Annotated in this window: 20 protein-coding genes; 17 read left to right on the forward strand and 3 right to left on the reverse strand. The window is 51.7% G+C overall.

What is annotated here, in order from left to right; all coding sequences use genetic code 11:
* Positions 1 to 301: 301 nt before the first annotated feature.
* Positions 302 to 1,258, forward strand: a complete 957-nt coding sequence (locus tag Q0294_RS08945) for a hypothetical protein (RefSeq protein WP_299463583.1) — start codon at positions 302 to 304, stop codon at positions 1,256 to 1,258.
* 33 nt (positions 1,259 to 1,291) lie between these two features.
* Positions 1,292 to 1,945: a phosphoribosylglycinamide formyltransferase gene (gene purN, locus Q0294_RS08950; RefSeq protein WP_299463585.1), complete on the forward strand. Its 654-nt coding sequence runs from the start codon at positions 1,292 to 1,294 to the stop codon at positions 1,943 to 1,945.
* A 102-nt stretch (positions 1,946 to 2,047) separates the two neighbouring features.
* Here purN and Q0294_RS08955 read toward each other — a convergent pair whose 3' ends face one another.
* Both Q0294_RS08955 and Q0294_RS08960 read right to left on the reverse strand, forming a co-directional pair.
* Entirely contained in the window at positions 2,048 to 3,400 is a 1,353-nt protein-coding gene (locus tag Q0294_RS08955; RefSeq protein ID WP_299463587.1) for a multicopper oxidase domain-containing protein, read from the reverse strand.
* Positions 3,401 to 3,479: 79 nt separating this feature from the next.
* The gene (locus tag Q0294_RS08960; protein ID WP_299463589.1) at positions 3,480 to 5,000 is read right to left on the reverse strand and encodes a TolC family protein; all 1,521 of its coding nucleotides are present in this window, start codon (positions 4,998 to 5,000) and stop codon (positions 3,480 to 3,482) included.
* A gap of 481 nt (positions 5,001 to 5,481) precedes the next feature.
* Between Q0294_RS08960 and Q0294_RS08965 the strand changes: the two genes are divergently transcribed.
* The 15 genes from Q0294_RS08965 to Q0294_RS09035 all read left to right on the forward strand — a co-directional run bounded on the left by Q0294_RS08965 (position 5,482) and on the right by Q0294_RS09035 (position 18,369).
* Complete coding sequence (locus tag Q0294_RS08965) at positions 5,482 to 6,243, forward strand: DeoR/GlpR family DNA-binding transcription regulator (RefSeq protein ID WP_299463591.1); 762 nt, start codon at positions 5,482 to 5,484, stop codon at positions 6,241 to 6,243.
* A gap of 60 nt (positions 6,244 to 6,303) precedes the next feature.
* Positions 6,304 to 7,014, forward strand: coding sequence for a phosphate propanoyltransferase (gene pduL / locus Q0294_RS08970; protein WP_366917938.1), 711 nt, complete (start codon positions 6,304 to 6,306; stop codon positions 7,012 to 7,014).
* A 137-nt stretch (positions 7,015 to 7,151) separates the two neighbouring features.
* The gene (locus Q0294_RS08975; protein WP_366917939.1) at positions 7,152 to 7,451 is read left to right on the forward strand and encodes a BMC domain-containing protein; all 300 of its coding nucleotides are present in this window, start codon (positions 7,152 to 7,154) and stop codon (positions 7,449 to 7,451) included.
* A 140-nt stretch (positions 7,452 to 7,591) separates the two neighbouring features.
* Positions 7,592 to 7,861: a BMC domain-containing protein gene (locus Q0294_RS08980; protein ID WP_299463597.1), complete on the forward strand. Its 270-nt coding sequence runs from the start codon at positions 7,592 to 7,594 to the stop codon at positions 7,859 to 7,861.
* 100 nt (positions 7,862 to 7,961) lie between these two features.
* Positions 7,962 to 9,152 carry an acetate/propionate family kinase gene (locus Q0294_RS08985; protein WP_299463600.1) on the forward strand — a complete coding sequence of 397 codons (1,191 nt, stop codon included), beginning with the start codon at positions 7,962 to 7,964 and terminating at the stop codon, positions 9,150 to 9,152.
* A 49-nt stretch (positions 9,153 to 9,201) separates the two neighbouring features.
* Complete coding sequence (locus Q0294_RS08990) at positions 9,202 to 9,516, forward strand: EutN/CcmL family microcompartment protein (protein ID WP_299463603.1); 315 nt, start codon at positions 9,202 to 9,204, stop codon at positions 9,514 to 9,516.
* A 23-nt stretch (positions 9,517 to 9,539) separates the two neighbouring features.
* Positions 9,540 to 10,058 carry a hypothetical protein gene (locus Q0294_RS08995; RefSeq protein WP_299463606.1) on the forward strand — a complete coding sequence of 173 codons (519 nt, stop codon included), beginning with the start codon at positions 9,540 to 9,542 and terminating at the stop codon, positions 10,056 to 10,058.
* 71 nt (positions 10,059 to 10,129) lie between these two features.
* The gene (locus tag Q0294_RS09000; protein WP_299463609.1) at positions 10,130 to 11,551 is read left to right on the forward strand and encodes an aldehyde dehydrogenase family protein; all 1,422 of its coding nucleotides are present in this window, start codon (positions 10,130 to 10,132) and stop codon (positions 11,549 to 11,551) included.
* Positions 11,552 to 11,623: 72 nt separating this feature from the next.
* Positions 11,624 to 11,905, forward strand: a complete 282-nt coding sequence (locus Q0294_RS09005; protein ID WP_299463612.1) for a EutN/CcmL family microcompartment protein — start codon at positions 11,624 to 11,626, stop codon at positions 11,903 to 11,905.
* 11 nt (positions 11,906 to 11,916) lie between these two features.
* The gene (locus tag Q0294_RS09010) at positions 11,917 to 12,606 is read left to right on the forward strand and encodes a hypothetical protein (protein ID WP_299463615.1); all 690 of its coding nucleotides are present in this window, start codon (positions 11,917 to 11,919) and stop codon (positions 12,604 to 12,606) included.
* A gap of 20 nt (positions 12,607 to 12,626) precedes the next feature.
* Positions 12,627 to 12,908: a EutN/CcmL family microcompartment protein gene (locus Q0294_RS09015; RefSeq protein ID WP_299463618.1), complete on the forward strand. Its 282-nt coding sequence runs from the start codon at positions 12,627 to 12,629 to the stop codon at positions 12,906 to 12,908.
* A 55-nt stretch (positions 12,909 to 12,963) separates the two neighbouring features.
* On the forward strand, positions 12,964 to 13,860 hold the full coding sequence (locus Q0294_RS09020; RefSeq protein ID WP_299463620.1) for a class II aldolase/adducin family protein: 897 nt from the start codon (positions 12,964 to 12,966) through the stop codon (positions 13,858 to 13,860).
* Between the two features lie 60 nt (positions 13,861 to 13,920).
* On the forward strand, positions 13,921 to 14,847 hold the full coding sequence (locus tag Q0294_RS09025; RefSeq protein WP_299463623.1) for a lactate/malate dehydrogenase family protein: 927 nt from the start codon (positions 13,921 to 13,923) through the stop codon (positions 14,845 to 14,847).
* Between the two features lie 75 nt (positions 14,848 to 14,922).
* Positions 14,923 to 16,140 (forward strand): hypothetical protein, encoded by a 1,218-nt coding sequence (locus Q0294_RS09030; protein ID WP_299463626.1) that lies wholly within the window; start codon positions 14,923 to 14,925, stop codon positions 16,138 to 16,140.
* 96 nt (positions 16,141 to 16,236) lie between these two features.
* Positions 16,237 to 18,369 carry a YfhO family protein gene (locus tag Q0294_RS09035; RefSeq protein WP_299463629.1) on the forward strand — a complete coding sequence of 711 codons (2,133 nt, stop codon included), beginning with the start codon at positions 16,237 to 16,239 and terminating at the stop codon, positions 18,367 to 18,369.
* On the opposite strand, the gene Q0294_RS09040 is transcribed toward Q0294_RS09035, so the two are convergent.
* Complete coding sequence (locus Q0294_RS09040) at positions 18,356 to 18,928, reverse strand: FHA domain-containing protein (protein WP_299463633.1); 573 nt, start codon at positions 18,926 to 18,928, stop codon at positions 18,356 to 18,358. The genes Q0294_RS09035 and Q0294_RS09040 overlap by 14 nt on opposite strands.
* Between the last annotated feature and the right edge of the window lie 50 nt (positions 18,929 to 18,978).

The following is an 18,978-nucleotide window of genomic DNA, read 5'->3' on the forward strand; positions in this document are numbered from 1 at the left end:
ATGACATCATAGACAGCTCCCGGGATCGTTCTCACCCCGGAAAAACAAAAAGAAATCAGTAACTCTACTCATTGCTGAAAGGAATTATAGAGATCCTCTGTTTTGTGTCAATGCTCTCTGAGAGGCGTTGCTCGCCAAAAACTCTTGTCAAATAAGGAATTACGCCACGCACTACCGCAAGGGACCAATTATTTTTAAGCTCGACAAATCGCCTCTCTGACGACAGAATACAGTCAGCATGCAATTGTCATAATTGTTTTATATTAAAGAACTTAATGAAGTGAAACCCCGGGAGTAGATTATGCGGTCGTATATCAGAAATCAGGTACTGGCAGTGCTGATTGGCGTGCTCGCTCCGTTTTCGACTTACGCCGACGAACCAAAGCAAGATCCTTTCAGGCCTTTCCCGGACCAGCTCGCTCCTTCTTTATTCAATGAAGTTCAGGACAAATATGAGTTTGGCATTCGGGCTGAAGAAAAGGCACTGTATTACTATGTACTCAAGCATCTGCGCGAGACCAGCCTGAAAGATCAGAAACAGGCCGCGGAATTCAACTTGCAGCAACGCCGCTCAGAACTCAAAACATTCCGGGAACACCCCCAGCTCAAGCTGCCCCTCTTTCCGGATATCTTCAAAAACAGCAGCCGCTATAAAGGCAGACTGGTAACGTTAACGGGCCGGGTCCGGAAATTAATTCATTATCCTGCAGAAAAAAATGAATACGGCATCACGACACTTTATGAAGCCTGGTTATTTACCGACGACTCGCAACAGAATCCGACCGTAGTAATCTGTACCGAAGTACCCAAATCGCTGGAAGCGGGGCTGCCCCAGGGGACCGACGTCATCGACCATGTCACAGTCACCGGCTACCTCTTCAAGATGTATGTTTATAATGCCCAGGATACGACACGGGTGGCCCCCCTGATTCTGGCGCAGCAACTGGAATGGTCTCCTCAGACCATCGATGCAAAAGGGGGCCAACTGTTTTCAACGCTGCTGGCCGGGGGGCTGATCGTGCTGATCGCCGGAGTCGCATTTGCGATGTGGAAAGCCAGCCAAAAAGACAAACAACTCAGAGAAAAACGGGTGCAGACCAGCCAGGATCAGGTCAGCTTTGACCGGCTGGGGTCGAAACCTGAATCAAAACCCGCAACAACCAGACCGGCATCCACGATATCAGAACCAATAAAACCCGAGCCCGCTAAACCGACACTCCCACCAGAATCAAAATCCGACGATGAACAGCCGGAATGAACTTCACCTTTTAACGAATATTGCACCATCAACATGAACGCGGAACTGACTCTGTCTCCCATTTTAAATCGCCCTTTAAAGCTGGCCGTCCTGATTTCCGGCGGCGGGACTACCCTCACGAACTTTCTGGAAAAACAGGCAGCCGGGGAACTGGAAATTGAAGTCCCGCTGGTCATTGCCAGCCGCCCCGATTGTGGCGGCATTGTCAAAGCCAAAGCAGCGGGACTGCGCTGCGAAGTCATTATCCGACGCGATTACCCTGATATTCACGCTTTCAGCACAGCGATCTTTGATCTCTGTCGCGAGGCAGAAGTGGATCTGGTGACGCTGGCCGGATATCTTTCCCTGATCTATATTCCCGATGATTTCCAGTACCGCGTGATGAATATTCATCCGGCACTCATCCCCGCCTTTTGCGGACACGGTTTTTACGGACACAAAGTGCATGAAGCTGTTGTCGCACGCGGCGTGAAAGTCAGTGGATGTACGGTCCACTTTGCCGACAATGAATACGATCATGGCCCGATCATCGGCCAGCAAACGGTTCCCGTGAAAGGGACCGACACGCCGGATCAGGTCGCTGCCAACGTCTTCCAGGCCGAATGCGAACTCTATCCCCAGATGATCCGACTCTTCGCCGCCGGCAAAATCAAAATCGTCAATCGCCGCGCAGTCATCGAAGAGTAATTCCAGCAGCGATGTTCCTCAAATGAAAACTCGTCCGATTTTACGAGCGCGTGATCCATGTATGAGACACGTTCGAATGACTACAATCAACCTGGCTACAGGCTAAATCGTCTGACTTCCCGGCGGCGGATTGAGGGGCGCGCTGGAGTTCGGCGGAATCGGATCGTCGGTCGTCATGAGTTTATCGTATAACTCAGGCGGGAGAACACGCAGCAGCGTGAATAAACCGTGCACTCCATGATACCAGCCTTCACGCATGCCTTGTGTTTCACGACGACTGGTAATCTGATGCATTTCTTCCGGCGTCCACTTCGCGCTGGACATCATCTGCGGATAACCGGGGACTTTGGAACCGTGTTTGTTTTCCATCTGCCGGATGATCGGTCCTACCTGCGAAACCATATGATTCATCATGTGGTGAAACATGTGACAATGCAGCACCCAGTCGCCGGGGTTGTTCGCGATAAATTCCACATCCCGCGACTGTGCTACGCCGAGGATCACCGTATTACCGGGAATCCAGGCCGACTCGGGAATGCGGCCCCCTTCAGTCCCAGTTACCCAGTACGTGTGGCCGTGCAAATGCATAGGATGCTGGTGCAGGGTACTGAAATTAATAAATCGAATACGTACCCGCTCTCCCAGTTTGCAGACCAGCGGCGTCGTAAACGGACCGCATCGTCCGTTCGCCGTGATAAAGTTCCAGTCCATCGATTGTGTATTGGGAATGTCCGCATCAGGCAGCATCGAAAACTGCTGCGTCACCAGCACAAAATCGCGATCCACGACAGGGTCGTACGCGACCTTGGGATGAATGATGAAAGGAACAATCATGCCGATCGCTTCCTGCATCGCCACATGTGCGTGCAGGAAAAAACTCCCTTCCTGATGCACGTCATATTCATACACAAACGTCTCACCCGGTTTGACCAGGTTTTGCGTCACAAAGGGAACACCGTCCATGTAAGTTGGTAATTCCAGTCCGTGTGAATGCAGCGTAGTTGGCTCGGGAAGTTCATTCTTAAAGATGATCCGCACCCGATCACCCTGGTTCAGTTCCAGTACGGGGCTGGGAAACTGATCATTATAACCATAGGCGTTCATCCAGATGCCTGGCAGCAGTTCGCGGCGCACGGGAGTGGCGCGAATCCGAAATTCTCTGACGCCATCCACCATTTTTCCACTCGTCGTTGTCAGATCCGGCGCAGTGATTGGAACGGGTGGCAGTCCGGGCTGACGTAATCCGGGGACGAGTTTGCCCCGATCGGTGGGACTGCCCACCGGCCCGCCCAGTCCCGGATGCAGGCGGGGATATTCGCCGCCCTGACCTTTGTAATCGCCGGACGAAGAAGCCGTTTCCGCTTTCTGGGCCAAAACGGAACTGGTGGCGAACAGCCCGGCTGTAGCAGCCGCTCCTTGCATCAGAAAGTTTCTGCGATCTTTGGGAGTGCTCATGAGAGGCCTTTCATCAAATACTGGCATCAAATATGAATCGTTGTTTTGTGGTGAAACTGATTCTTACAACACGAAACCATTACCGTGGTTTGGGAACAGAGTTGATATGGCCACCGCCCAGCGGCGAGGGGGGTTGAGTTAACCCGCCCGTCAACAACATACCGCGAATGGAAATATCCGTGACACGATACTCTAACAGTGTGCTGGTATACTGCCTCTGTAATTCCAGATAGTTTCGCTGTGCCATCAGCACAGCAGGCCAGGTAGCACGCCGCATCTCATAACTTTTCTGCAATATCTCGTAGACCTGTTTCGATTTGGGTAACATCTCGCTCTGATAAGCCTGGATGTGTTGCCAGTTGGTCTGATAATGGCGGTATTCCTCAGCCAGCTTGACACTCAATGTTAACTCGATCCGCTTCACATCAGCCCGTGATCGGTTCAGGTCGGCCAAAGCCTGATCGATAGTGCCCCGGTTATTGTCAAAAATGGGCAGGGGAAGACCAGCGGTGACGCCAGCCACGGAGTTGTCCGTTTCATAATTGTGACCGAAATTCACGTCGACCAGAAGATTGGGAATGGGTTGAACGCGTTCCCGCTCCACTGTGATTTCGTCGTGTCTTATCTTTTCACAGGCCGCAATAATCTCGGGACTGTGCAGCATCAGATGGTGATAAGCAGTTTCCCAATCCAGTTTTTCATCGGTCGGTTCGAGCCTGCCACTCAGTGGGGAACGGGGCAGTTCAGGCGTGCCCACCATCGCCATCAGATGCCGCCACGCTTGCTGAAGGTCGTTCTCGGCGCGTTGCAGGTTCAACTGATTCTGACGCAAGTCGACTTCTGACTGCAGTAATCCGGGAGTATTCGTCTGCCCCAGATTGAGCATCTCTTTATGAGTCTGGACATTATCTTCCGCATTCGCCACAAGCTCTTTCTGAATTTTGACAAGCTGCTGCGCCGCGAGTGTTTTATAGAAATGAATGCGGACATCGTTCAGCACGCGATCGTATTGAGCTGACCGATTCGTTTCCGCGATGCGGGCCGCCTGTGACCATTTTGCACGACTGAGTTGCAGCTTACCACCTCTCACAAATTCCTGTGAAACGAAAGCACCCTGCAATTCCCCCGCGGTCCCTGCAATTCCGATCTGGTCACTCGCGTAGCCTACGACCGGGTTGGGATAAAGCCCCGCCTGAAAGGCAGCTCCGGTAGCCGCTTCAACCTGTGACATCGCCTGGATCAATGTGGGATTGTGGGAGAGCGCCATTTCTTCGAGCGCCTGTAATGACAATTCCGCGCCTTGCTCTGCTACAGCATCAACCTCAGGGGGGAGTACCGACTCAAATTGCGCGAACGGGATTTCGACTTCCTGCTCGTGGGTTACCTGTCGCGTGGCTGTCTCAGGAACCTTTCGCTCCGGTTCAGCAAAACCATTTTCTTCGAGCGCGAGAACATACGGCGATTCTTCTAACGCTGAATCACGTTTCACAGTCGGCTGCTCACCCTGCAGCGTTGATGTATGACGCTCTGGACCTGTGGCACAACCACTGAAAATGACGATGGCTGCCGAGGCAGCCATTTGAAATTTCAGCTTCACCATGATCCTCCCTGACAACTTCGACCGACGCGCGCTCCCTGCCCGTGGTTCCCTCATTTCTGATCGACGCTTACCGATTCGCTGATGTCACTGTTTTACGCAAAACCGGCATGAGCATCAGAATTAGCCCGATGGAATCCGCCAATTCCGTAAAATCGTCATATTCTTGAGCAGAGCCGGTTTGGTCCCGCACGGCAGATTGCCCCAAGATTTGATCGATTCGTACGGTTTCAGACCTGAGATTCCTCAGCCGATCGAGGCAGCGACTCGTTTAAAACAGGATGCCTGGCGAAGCTTTAGCGATTTCCTGCTTAAGGTGAATATTTTCTTTAGGTAAGATGAAGTCTTTAGGAAAATTCAAAACAACTGACAGATTTTGATTGAAATTGAAAGGATCTGGTGTTATTTTAAAAATGATGATTGAATTACCGCATTTTGTGAGCCATACTCTCTAGGGAATTATATCGTCTCAGGAGGAGTTTGCATGTCAATGTTGCTTGACGAAAGACGGGAAAGCATCTTAAAGATTGTCGAAAACAAGGGATTTGTGTCTCTTGTCGATTTGATGGATTCTGTGGGTGCCTCTGAATCTACTGTTCGAAGGGATTTGGAGTATCTTGACGGAATCGGTCAAATCCGACGGACCCGTGGCGGGGCCGCTTATAGTGGGGAATCTTTGTCTACGTTTGAAGATCGGTCTTTTATGTCGTCCAGGCAAAAAAGGCTGATTGCTCAAACTGTAGCCAATATGATCTCTCCCGGAGAGGCCGTGCTGATGGATGGGGGGACAACCACTTTGGAAGTCGCCCGGCAACTGGTGGGAAAAGAACTACAAGTCGTTACGAATTCACTGCCGATTGCCAATCTGCTGGTCAATCAGCCACAAATAGATTTGATGTTAATTGGAGGCTTCCTGTTCCCCAAAACGGGAGTAGCCTTAGGGAAGACGGCCGTCGATTCGCTGAAGAGTGTCCACGTGCGACGACTCATTATCAGCGTCGGGGGAATTACAGAGAACGGACTTTACAACAGCAACATGTTGCTGGTGGAAACAGAACAGCAAATGTTTGAAGCAGCAGAAGAAGTGATTGTTGTGACAGACAGTACCAAATTCGGCCATTCGGCGCTGGCCTATTTATGTCCGCTGAATACGGTGGACCATATCGTCGTCGATGATGGAATTTCAGAGAAATGGAAGTCTGTGATCCGAAACGCAGGGATCGAATTGACCATTGTGGAAACATAAAAGACCTCTCTCCTGAAGACATTACTCTTATTCAATTCAAGAAATTGAGATCCATTTATTATGACACAGCTTACAAATTCAATATCACGCTCGCAGGTTGAACAACTGGTTCGACAGGCTTTGACACAACAGCTCGGAGGACTCGCATCCCCGGCTCCTTCTGCTGCCCCGAACCCGCTGGTAGTCAATATCTCAGCCCGGCACATTCATCTTTCACAGGAACATCTGGAAATCCTGTTTGGCAAAGGGGCCCAGCTCGAAGTTCAGAAAGACCTGTATCAGGTTGGTTACTTCGCTGCGACCCAGACCGTGGCCGTCGTCGGCCCCCGCCGTCGCATGATTCCCAACGTACGCGTCTTAGGCCCTTGCCGCGGCGATACTCAGGTGGAACTCGCCTTTACCGATACAATTTCGCTGGGACTGGATGTTCCCATTCGCATCAGTGGCGACCTCAAAGACACCCCCGGTTGTGTGTTGATGGGTCCCAAGGGAGTTGTCGAACTCAAATTTGGTGTGATCCGCGCTGCCCGGCACGTACACATGTCGCCCGCCGACTGTGCATACTACGGCTGTGCCAACGGCGATAAATTACATCTGCGAGTCGAATCTCCCGGCTGCACGACGGTTCTGGAAGAAGTGGTCGTGCGTGAAAATCCGGAAGTCAAACTGGAAATTCACATCGATACCGATGAAGGCAACGCCATCGACCTGGATCACGCGACTTCAGTGAATCTGTTTGTTCCTGAATCCTGCAAATGCAAACACAACTAAGGTTGAACTCAGAAACATATTCCTCTGATCTCCAAGGCAGAGGAATTGCTTTAATAATGTTTCAGAACCGAATGCCGGCTCTGAAGAAATGACGAACTGTTTTTTTCTTAACTATCTCTAAAAAGGAGAACTGACTCATGGCGAAAGCAATGGAAGCCCTGGGAATGGTGGAAACAAAAGGGCTCATCTGCCTGATTGAAGCCGCCGATGCAATGTTGAAATCTGCCAACGTACAGATGATTGGCTGGGAAAAGGTCGGTAGTGGACTGGTTACCGCATTTGTCGTCGGTGATGTCGCTGCTGTCAAAGCTGCTGTAGACGCCGGTGCTGCTGCTGCCAGTAAAGTGGGTGAAGTGGTCAGCGTTCAAGTGATTCCACGTCCTCACGAAGAACTTGCCAGCGTTTTGCCGAATAAATCTGCTGCTGCCAAGAAATAAATAACGGGTTAGGAACATTGACGGCTGACATCCCTGAATCTGATCGTAACGACGATGATCATAACCAGTTGACGTTCAACTGGTATGAAGCAACAGGCGGTTCAGCCCAACCCATCACAATTAAAAAGATTGAGGACAAAATGAGTTCAGAAGCTATTGGTCTGATTGAAACAAAAGGTCTGGTTGCTCAAATCGAAGCATCCGATGCCATGCTGAAAGCTGCCAACGTGACTCTGGTTGACCAGATTCAAATTGGTGGTGCTTATATCACAACAGTCATTCAAGGGGATATCGGCTCGGTTCGCGCAGCCGTTGACGCTGGTGCTGCTGCTGCTTCTCAAATCGGAGAACTGGTTGGCGCACACGTGATCGCACGCCCCTCTGAAGGTCTGATGTCAAACTTTATCTAAGACAGCGTACTGTTGGTTCTTCCCGAAAAACACACGTGGTGCGGATCGGGGAAATGGAAGTCGAAACACCAGTCTTTAAGTCACAGAATGGATTCCTGCAATGAAAGTACTTGTAGCCAATTTAGGTTCCACCAGTTTCAAGTATCGCCTGTTCGATATGCCCGCTGAAGTGCAGCTTGCACGCGGCGGCATTGATCGGATCGGCGGAGCACAGAGCAACTGCTTTGTCGAAATTGGTTCGCATCGGGAAGAGCACGAACAAAACGTGCCCGACCATGCAGCCGCCGTCAACTTGTGTCTGTCTCAACTGACCAACCCCGAATGGGGGTGCCTCAGTTCAGCCGATGAAGTCGCCGGAATTGGATTCAAAGCCGTCTTTGCCGGAAACTTAAGTGGCGTACGTCTGGTAGATGAAGAATTACTGACCAAGATGGAGGCGCTGGCAGATATTGCACCAGCTCATAATCCTCCATATGCCCGGGCCATGCGACAACTGCGGCAGGCGTTTCCTGAAATCCCGCTGGTTGCCGCTCTGGAAACGGCGTTCCATGAAACCATCCCTGCTGAAAATCGTACCTATGCCATTCCTTTTCAATGGCAGGAAGAATACGAAGTTCAGCGCTGGGGCTTTCATGGTGCCAGCCACCGTTATATCGGCACTCGTATGGCTGAGTTAACCGGTCGGGATGACCTGCGGGTGATTTCCTGTCACCTGGGGGGAAGTAGCTCTTTGTGTGCCATGCAAGGCGGTGTCTCAAAAGCCAACAGTCTGGGAATGAGTCCACAAACAGGATTGCCTCATAATAATCGTGTGGGTGATTTTGATCCGTTTGCTCTGCCTGTCCTGATGAAGGCCACCGGAAAATCTCTGGCGGAACTTCTGGAGGATTTGTCGAGCAAGAGTGGTCTGTTGGGAATGAGCGGATTAAGTGGCGACTGTCGCGATCTGGAAGAAGCGGCAGCCAACGGTCACGCACGGGCAGAGTTGGCACTCAGTGTGTTTCACTCTGCAGTCCGACATTACCTGGGAGCTTACTTGACGGTACTCGGTGGAGCCGATGCGATTGTTTTCACGGGTGGAATCGGTGAAAACAGCGTGAGTTTACGAGAAAAAGTTTGCAGCAATCTGGAATGGGCGGGAATCCGTCTGGATGCGGAGCGGAACAAGTCAGCCGCCGAAGAGTCACAACTCCAGGCGGACGACAGCAACGTGCAAATCTGGGTTGTGCCGACCAATGAGGAAATTGTTGTCGGACGGCAAACAGTGGAAGTCATCGAAGGTCGTTCGTAACGCCGGAAGTGACGCTTATCCTTTTCAGGATTTTACAGGAGTTGGTTCGATGTTTATAGGACGTATTACCGGTAGCATCGTTTCGTCTCAAAAAGCCGAAACGATGGTGGGCCAGACGCTGTTCATTGTCGAACCGTTGCGCGTCAACGAAAAAGACCAGAGTGATCTGACTCCTACAGGACGATCTTTTGTCGTCGTCGACACGGTGGGAGCAGGGCAGGGTGAAGTCGTGCTGTGTGTGCAGGGGTCTTCGGCCCGCTTCACACCGGAAACCAAAACGCTGCCGATCGACGCCGCCATCATCGGCATCGTCGATCAGGTTCACATCGGTTCCAAAGAAATTTTTAACTCGACAGAAAAATAAGTGACCTCAAGAGAATGCATTCCATGTCCAGCCAGTTACCACAGCCGACTCTGCAGCAACGACAGATGGTCATGACCGTCATCTGGTTTGCGTTGGTCATGGGTGTGGTGACGTTTGGAGTGATCATCGTTTTTACCGGGATCCAGCAGAAACCCGGTGACGATTTACCCATCATCACCTATCTGGGGATGGGTATGGCAGCGTTAATGCTGGTACTGCGATTGATTATTCCGGACATCGTGGCTCGGAACCTGTTTCGTCAGGCAATGGCAACAGCCAAAGCGGAAAGAAATCAGGATGAAGAACAGATGCTGGGGACTTACTATCAGATTTTTACTACGCGACTGATTATTGGAATGGCGTTACTGGAAGGTGCCGCGATGCTGAATCTCGTCGCCGTGCTGGTGGAAAACCAGAAACTGGCTTTTGTGCCCGTCGCTATTTTGCTGCTGGTCATGATTGCCTCGATACCAACAAAATCAAAACTGGACGGATGGATTCGCAACCAGATGGAAAACTATTCCCTGGAAAACCAAAACTGAAATTTTAAAGACTGAGACAGCGGCATTGAGCCTTCAAACTCAAAGCCAGACTGCTCGGGGAGAAATAGATTATGCAGGCGACTGAAGAAGCCATTCGTAGTGTCGTACAGGAAGTGTTATCACAACTCAACAAACGCGGCGGTTACGGTTCCGCTCCACAGCAGGATGGCGACTGGGGCGTTTTTAACAGCGTCGATCAGGCAGTGGCTGCTGCCAATGAAGCACAAAAACAACTGCTCAATTCCTCTCTGGAAAATCGGGCGAAAGCACTCGAAATCGTACGCCAGATCTGCGATTCACAAGCCGATGAGCTGGGTCGCCTGGAACTGGAAGAAACCAAAATTGGTCGCCTCGATCATAAAATCGAAAAACTGAAGTTAATCAAAAGTATTCCCGGCATGGAATTCATGAGGACGGAAGCCGTTTCCGGAGATAATGGAATCAGCATCACCGAATACGCTCCTTTCGGCGTGATCGGTGCGATTACTCCCGTCACACACAGCCTGCCTACACTGGCCTGTAACTTCATCAACATGGTTGCGTCCGGCAATACACTGGTCGTGAACCCGCATCCCGGCGGAGCGAAAATCGCCTGCGAAGGGGTACGACGTTTTAATCAGGCCATCTATCAGGCGACCGGTTTACAGAATCTGGTCACGATCCTGAAAACTCCGACTCTCGAAACCGCTGATGCCATCTTCAATCATCGAGGCGTGCCTCTGTTGTGCGTCACCGGTGGTCCGGGCGTTGCCCGTGCCGCTCTGGCTGCCAAGAAACGTGCGATTGTCGCCGGCCCTGGTAACCCGCCGGTTGTAGTAGATGAAACAGCCGACATCGACAACGCCGCCAAATCGATCATCATCGGGGCCGCTTACGATAACAATTTATTATGCATCGGCGAAAAAGAAGTCTTCGCTGTCGAAAGCATTTTCAACGAACTGATGTCCGCGATGGGACGGCATGGCGGATATCAGTTGAATTCTCAGCAGGTCGCTCAATTGACATCGCTGGCATTCTCGCCTCCCACAGAACCAGGCGGACACGCTGTGCTCAACCGTGATCTGATCGGCAAAGACGCTTCTGTCCTGGCCGGTTTGATTGGTGTCAGCGTCCCCGCCGGAACACAACTGCTGTACGGCGAAACCGATACGAACAACCCGTTCGTGCCTGAAGAACAGATGATGCCTTTCGTACCGTTTATTCGCTGCCGCAATGCGAACCACGGAATTGAACTGGCCAAAGAATTCGAACACGGATTCCGACACACCAGCATGATCCACTCACGCAATATTGAAACGATTACCAAAATGGGCCGCATCATGGATACTACGCTGTTCGTGCAGAATGGTCCTTGCGGGGCTGCTCTGGGTAATGGCGGCGAAGGTTATGGATCGTTCAGCATTGCAACTCCGACCGGTGAAGGAGTTACCAATCCAATGACATTCACACGTTTCCGTCGTTCCACAACTGTGGGACATTTCAGAGTCATTTAATACAACAGAACGTGGACGGAACCGTAGTTCTCTCCACAAAACAGCAGATTACCGCCTCAGGAATGAAATTCAATGTTGACAGGACGAGTCATAGGACGAGCAACCGCAACGGCAAAACATCCCAGTCTTGCCGGCTGGCGTCTGTTGCTGGTTCAGACACTCGACATCCAGGGCAACGCAGACGGATTTCCTGAGCTGGTCATCGACCAGATGGGGTGCGGCAAGGGAGATATTGTCCTGCTCACTTCAGACGGTGCCACCGTGCAGGAGATGGTCGGTTTTGATAATACTCCCGTTCGCTGGGCCACGCTGGGTGTCGTCGATCATGAATCATCGAATAAAAAAAGTAAGTGAATTTTAACGTTATGCAGTTTACTGAAGAGTTGGTCAATCAGGTTGTCGCCAATGTTTTGTCGGCCCTTTCCCGGCAGGGGAAGGCAGGGCAAGCCACGGGTAGCGCACCCTCTGCAGCCACTTTAAACGCTTCAGTCATTCTGTCTGAGAAAGTCATCACCGCCGATCTGCTGGCAGAAAAAACCAAAGGGCAATCGGTTGTGGGCATCGCTGCGGGATCCATCCTGACGCCTGCTGCGAAAGATTATCTGCGTGAGTTTAAAGTCAGCGTGCATCGTCCCACAGCCGTCGGCGTTCCGCGAGCAAATCAGGGGACACCGTGGCGGGCGATTGTACTGTCGAACTCGGCAGCCGTTGAGAATGCACTGAAAACAATTGAACAACAGACGAATTCACGCTGGTCGCAGGAACTGAGTGCTTCATTGGAAGAAGCAGCCAGCAACGCGATCAGCAGTTTGTGTCGCGCCGATGCAGCAGGAGTGGTCCTGTTTGCTTCAGCGGCAGAAAAAGCAGCCTGCCTGGCCAATCGCAATCAGAAAGTGAGAGCGGCCGCCATCCAGGATGTGAACCATTTAAGAACCGTTTTCACACACATGAGCCCGAATCTGATTTGCGTGAACCCGGATAAGAAATCATTTATTGAACTCAGAAACCTAATCAAGACTTTTGTCAGCGCAGGCGTTCCCACCGAGGGAAAATAACCTGCCGCAGGAAATGAACTATGAAAATCGCAGAAGTGATCGGAAAAGTGACACTTTCACGCAAGCATCCCAGTCTGGATGGTGCCCGATGGCTGGTGGCGATTCCTTTAATGAGCGACGAACTGAATACAAAGAAAAAGAAGAAGACAGAACCTTTTATCGTTTACGATGAGCTGGGTGCTTCGCCTGGCTGCCAGATTGCAGTCAGCGAAGGAGCAGAAGCAGCCGCTCCTTTTCATCCTGGTGTAAAACCGATTGACGCCTATGTGTCGGCGATTCTGGATCAGGTCGAAGTTTACTAATCGAATCACAATTACTGAATACACATTTTTTTAATTAACGTTTGGAGCAGAAATAATGTCAAATCAATGGAACAGTGGAATTCACGACCGAAAGCTGAAAGAAGAAATCTGCGAAATCGGACGTCGCGTTTATAACAAAGGATTTGCTGCCGCCAACGACGGAAACATCTCGATTCGCGTCGGCGAAAACGAAGTTCTCTGCTCCCCCACAATGATCTGCAAAGGTTTCATGAAACCCGATGACATCTGTGCCGTCGACCTCGATGGAAACCAGATTGCCGGTACCCGCAAACGGACCAGCGAAATTTTGCTGCACCTGGCGATCATGAAAGAACGCCCCGATGTGAAAGCCGTCGTACACTGTCACCCCCCGCACGCGACAGCTTTCGCCGTCGCCCGCGAGCCGATTCCTCAGTGTGTGCTGCCGGAAGTCGAAGTATTCATGGGCGAAGTTCCGATGGCACCTTACGAAACACCGGGCGGACAGAAATTTGCCGACACCGTGTTACCGTTCCTCAAAGGGGGCACCAATACGATTATTCTGACCGGTCACGGAACCGTCACCTTTGGTAAATCTCTGGAAGACGCTTACTGGAAAACCGAAATCCTGGACGCTTACTGCAACATCCTGCTGCTGTCCAAGCAACTGGGACGCGTCAGTTACTTCTCTGAAACCGAAACACGTGAACTGCTCGATCTCAAGAAGAAACTCGGTTTCGATGATCCCCGTTTCCACGTTGAAGACTGCGACCTGTGTGGCAACAGTGCTTTCCGTGACGGATATAAAGAAGGAATTCCTCAGCAGAAATCATTTGAACCTGCTCCCAGCTATCCGGGATACCTGCAGAAACCGTCGACACAGTCAGCGACTCCGGCTGCTGCCAATGGTGGTCACTCTGAGCAGTTGATCAAAGCGATCACAGAACAGGTCATGTCCGCACTGGGAAAATAATTCGCAGCTGAGCATTTTAATTAAACACACATTACATCGTCATATAGAAAAGAATTGATCATGAATGTCAGTATTATCGGTGGTGGCGGACTCGTAGGCTCCTGTGCCGCCTTCGCATTACAGGCCGGAGGCATCGTCCGGGAAATTGCATTGGTCGACGTGAATCAGGATCTGGTCGAAGGCCAGGCGCTGGACTTACTGCACGGCAGCTCGTTAACCGCCGACCAGAAAATTTACGCTGGTGGAACCGAACTCGTCAAAGACAGCGATGTGATCGTGATCACCGCCGGTCTGCGACGTAAACCCGAAGAAAGCCGCCTGGATCTGATCAACCGGAATGTCGCATTATTCAAAGGCATTCTGGCAGACATCAAACGCGTCGGCACGAAACCGGGAGCGATTATCTTCGTTGTTTCGAATCCGGTCGACGTACTGACTTATCTGGCCATGAAAGAACTCGGACTGCCACCGCAACAGGTGATCGGTCTGGGTACGGTTCTCGACACGACCCGACTCCGCAGCATGCTGGCAGCCCGTCTGGATGTGCCGCCGTCTCAGGTTTCCACACTGATTCTCGGCGAACACGGCGACAGCATGGTTCCCATCTGGTCGGCTGCTCAAATTGGCGGTCTGCCTCTAGACAAATTCCCCGGCTGTAACCCGACAGTGATTTCCGAAGTCGAAAAGAAAACACGAGGCAGCGGAGCCGAAGTCATCAAGAAAAAAGGAGGAGCCGGTTTTGCGGTCGGCGTCAGCATCGCTGATGTCGTGCATTGCATCGCCCTGGATCAGCATCGGATTCTGCCTGTGTCTTCACTGCAGAATGGTGCCTTCGGTCTGCGGGATGTCTGCATTTCCGTACCCACCGTCCTGGGTCGTTCGGGTGTGGTCAAACATCTGGAAATTGAACTCTGGCCAAAAGAACAACTGGCACTCACTCAGTCAGGCAGAGTGCTCAGAGAAACCGTCGATAAAGTGCTCGGCTGATCCGAAGCATTTTGTCGATCGATAAATTACAATTGCGTTCAACCTTATTGCGTTTTGATTTGAAATGATTGTCTGATGGAAAAATCTCTTGATCGAAAAATTCAGTCGATTCACGCTGACCCCAGCGGCTCGAAAGAATTTATCATCGCCGATGCCAAAGACGCCGACATGGCGTTTGGTATTGGTGCGCCCGGCTTATCTCCGGAACGACACGACCAGGAACTCAAATACAAAACGCTGGCGGAATACCGACAGCAGATTCGTGAAGTGATCCAGCAGGAAGTGGTCGACATCGTGTTGATGTCTGCCAGCACCAGCGAAAAGCTGACGATTGACGAACGCCTGTTCGACAATTCGCCCATCACTCCCGCAGCCCGGGCCAATGATACGACCGACGTACATGTGCCTCGGGGCGGCAAAATTCACATCCCGGCGGCCAAGCCGTTTCGCTCGGCCAGTCTGGATCATATTCAATGCGGGCATCTCGACTGCAAACCGGAAGAACGTGCCTACGGTGCCGACCTCGGCCTGTATTCGGTCACGTTCAATAACAATCTCGAAGATGATCTTGAGACTCTCGAACGCTACAAAGAGTTTCGGGAAGAAGCCGAACGTAAAAAGTTTCGCCACTTCCTGGAAATTTTTGACCCCAATACCAGCAACGCCGTCGCCGCAGATACCGCACCCGGATTTATTAACGATCTGATCGCCCGAACTCTGGCCGGCGTGGCGACTGCAGGGCGACCGACCTTTCTGAAGATGGTTTATCACGGACCGCGGGCGATGCAGGAACTGGTCGCCTACGATCCGCATTTGATTGTCGGAATTTTGGGCGGCTCCGCGGGAACCACTCTTGACGCGTTCCAGTTAATCTACGACGCCCGCAAATACGGCGCACGCGTTGCCTTGTTTGGACGGAAAATCAATCAGGCCGAACACCAGCTGGCGTTCATTCAATTTTTGCGGTTTCTGGTCGAAGACAAAATTCAACCGGTCGAAGCCGTCAAAGCCTATCATGGCGTGCTGCAGGAACTGGGTATCAAACCGACGCGCAGCCTGGAAGTCGATCTCACCTATCAAACTGCCGTGATGAGTTATGGCGGCGAAGATGGTAAAACCTTCAGCTTTCCCACACAAAAAACAGACGGCAAACCGGCAACAAAAACGTCCGGCAAAACAGCGCCGACGAAGTCCGCTGCTAACGGAAACGGGGCTCCTGATTTTGCTTCCATGAACTCCGAACAGCGACTGGCCTATCACCAGGATCGCATGAACCGCATGTTTGGTCAGTAAGTTCCGCGTCCTGTGTGTTGAGACATCAGAGCGGGCGGCTTAGAATACAATCAATATTCAGCCGCCTTTCATTTTGTCAGCACAGGGTCCCGTCGCGTGAGTCAATCTTCGAAGAAGAGCAAGAAAAAAACCGCTTCGCGTTCGCCTGAAGATTCTTCCAATCCCAGTGCATCTTTATTTGCCGGACTGATTCTGGTCGCTGCTGTCGGTTTGACCTGGATCTTCTGGGGCGGTCTCTGGTCGGGCGGCGGTCTGATTGGCGGAGACCTGTATACTTACTTCTTCCCGCAGAAAACGTTTTTTGCCGAGCGTCTGCAGGCGGGCGAATTTCCACTCTGGAATTCGAACATCGGTCATGGTTTTCCGTTAGTCGCCGAAAGTCAGACGGGCGCTTTTTATCCGTTCAATTACTTCGCCTACCGCTTTCTGCCCGTGAATGCGGCTTACAACTTCGTTCAGATCCTGCATTACATTCTGGCGTTCGTGTTCACCGCGTTGTATGTGAAACGTCTCGGTTATTCGCTGGTAGCGGCTCTGTTTGCCGGACTCGTTTATACCTACGGCTGGTTTCCTTCGCGGATCTGTCTGGAATGGGCCATCATCGGCGGTGCCTGGTTGCCTTTGACTTTGTGGTGCGTGGAATCGTTTTTTCAAACCCGTTTGTGGCGCTATCCGATTCTGCTCTGTTTCGCACTTGCCATGCAGATCTTGCCGGGCCACTTCAATCTGGCGTTTATCACGCAGTTGATGTTACTCGTTTACATCCCGGCCCGGATCTGGTTCAGCCGTGATGAAAGCACCGAACAGTTAAAACCGTATCGACGTCTGACGGTCAGCCTGCTGCTATTGGCCTTTGTCTCTGCTTATGCCCTCTCAGCAGTCCAACTGGCGCCGACCTGGGAACTGAAACAGTTAAGCCAGCGGGCCGAAGTTGGTGAACTGTCACATCAACCCGGTTACGGCCACATTCCCGTCTGGTATCTCTCGCAAGTTGTTGCGCCCTGGGCCTGGTATCCGTATGAAGTCAATCTCGACGCCGGCCTCGCGCCGGGCACCGCTGCCACCAATCAGGTGGAAGCACACCTTTATTTCGGCATCGCCGCCGTGCTGCTGCTGATTTTCGGAACGTGGCGTAAAGCGTGGACCGGCGACCGCAGGCTTGTACTTTTAGCAGTGATTGGAGTGTTAGCGCTGCTCTACACGCCCGGCTGGTTCCTGCCGCTGACGAAACACCTGCCCGGTTTCAGCTTCTTCACCGGCCCCGGCCGATATGGAATTGTGACCACGTTCGCCGTCGCGGTCATCGCCGGCGTCTGTCTGGAACGGCTGGTGGCGAACTGGAACTCCACCGTCAAACTTCTGGGTGTGTCGCTCGTCTGCCTGTTTACCGTTGCCGACTTCTGGGTGGTCAGTCGGTATGTGACTTACGCCGCCGTCATTCCTAATCCTCCGATTAATCAGCTTCAAAAAAGCGCGCTGAGGAAACTCGTGCAAGATTACGGAAAACCCGTGCGACTGTTTGCACCGGGGGCCAACCTGCCCACATTGATCGGCGTGGCGTCTACTCCCGTGTATCTGGGCATCGGCCCCGAACAGTATTTCGATCCAAAACTGACGATGCCACAGCCGCTGCCGTTCAAAGAACCAGCGACTCCCGAGCAGATCGAATGGCTCCGTAAAGCCGGGGTCACACATATTCTCAGTCAGCATAAACTGGATTTGGAACATTGGCCCGTCGAGCCGATCTGGAGTGATTTCGACGCGGTCATCAATCCCGCCTGGGGTCGCTTTGATGAGCCAGTCTATTTTTATGAACTGCAAGGCTCGCGCGGTCGTGTTGCCTGGACCCAGCCGGAGGCGGGACAGTCAGCGACGATCAAAGAGTATCGGGCGAATGAAGTCATCATTGAAGCAGACACGCCGACGGAAGACACTTTAATTCTGACCGACCTGTATTATCCCGGCTGGAAAGTTTATGTGGATGGACAGCCTGCAGAGGGGGAGCTCATTGAAGGCATGTACCGCGGCGTCAAACTGACGGCGGGAAAACATGAGGTCATCTGGACCTATCAATCGGGGTGGTTTCTGATCGGGGCGTTGATCAGTTGCGTGACGTTACTGACTCTGCTGTTGATTGCCCACTTCCGATTCTGGCATCCAATCCTGTTTCAAATGAAAAACCGGACGATTGAAGTAAAGCCTGATCCGCTTCCGATCAAGAAGAAATAAACTCGACGTTCGAGCCGGTGCCTTCAAAGTTGTGGCTGTCCGAATAATTTTCTTCCTCGTCTTCGTCGTCAGCACCTTCCAGTTCATCACTGGGCTGCATTTCATTGAAGCTGACATTTTGTCCGCTGTCTGAAATGGCGACGGGAAACTGCTGCGAAATATCGACGTCTTTTGTTGGCTTTTTGAAGTGTTGCACAGAAGGCGCTTTGGTCGGCGAATCTTCTCCCTCAGGCGTGCTGCCATCCGCACCATTTTTCTTCTGAAAATCAGCGCCGATATTTTCCAGATGATAGGCGACGTTGCCGATTTTCAGCTCGTCATGCAGCTTGAGCCAGGCTTGTTGATTCACCTTTTTCCCGTTGACATAAACGCCGTTCATACTTCCCAGATCGCGTACGACCGGCCTGTCATTCACAATCGCCAGACAACAATGCTTACGGGAAATTTTGGGGCTGTCCGTAATGACGATATCGCAGTCGGGATGGCGTCCGACAAGAATTATCGCCTTATCGAGTACAATCGGGCGACCCTGATTCACGGGAACTAAGCAGACAGCCATAAACAACTCCAGTGCGAAACGTTAGCATACTTTATGAATATTTATTATAC

Source organism: uncultured Gimesia sp., assembly GCF_937919775.1.
Taxonomy (GTDB): domain Bacteria; phylum Planctomycetota; class Planctomycetia; order Planctomycetales; family Planctomycetaceae; genus Gimesia.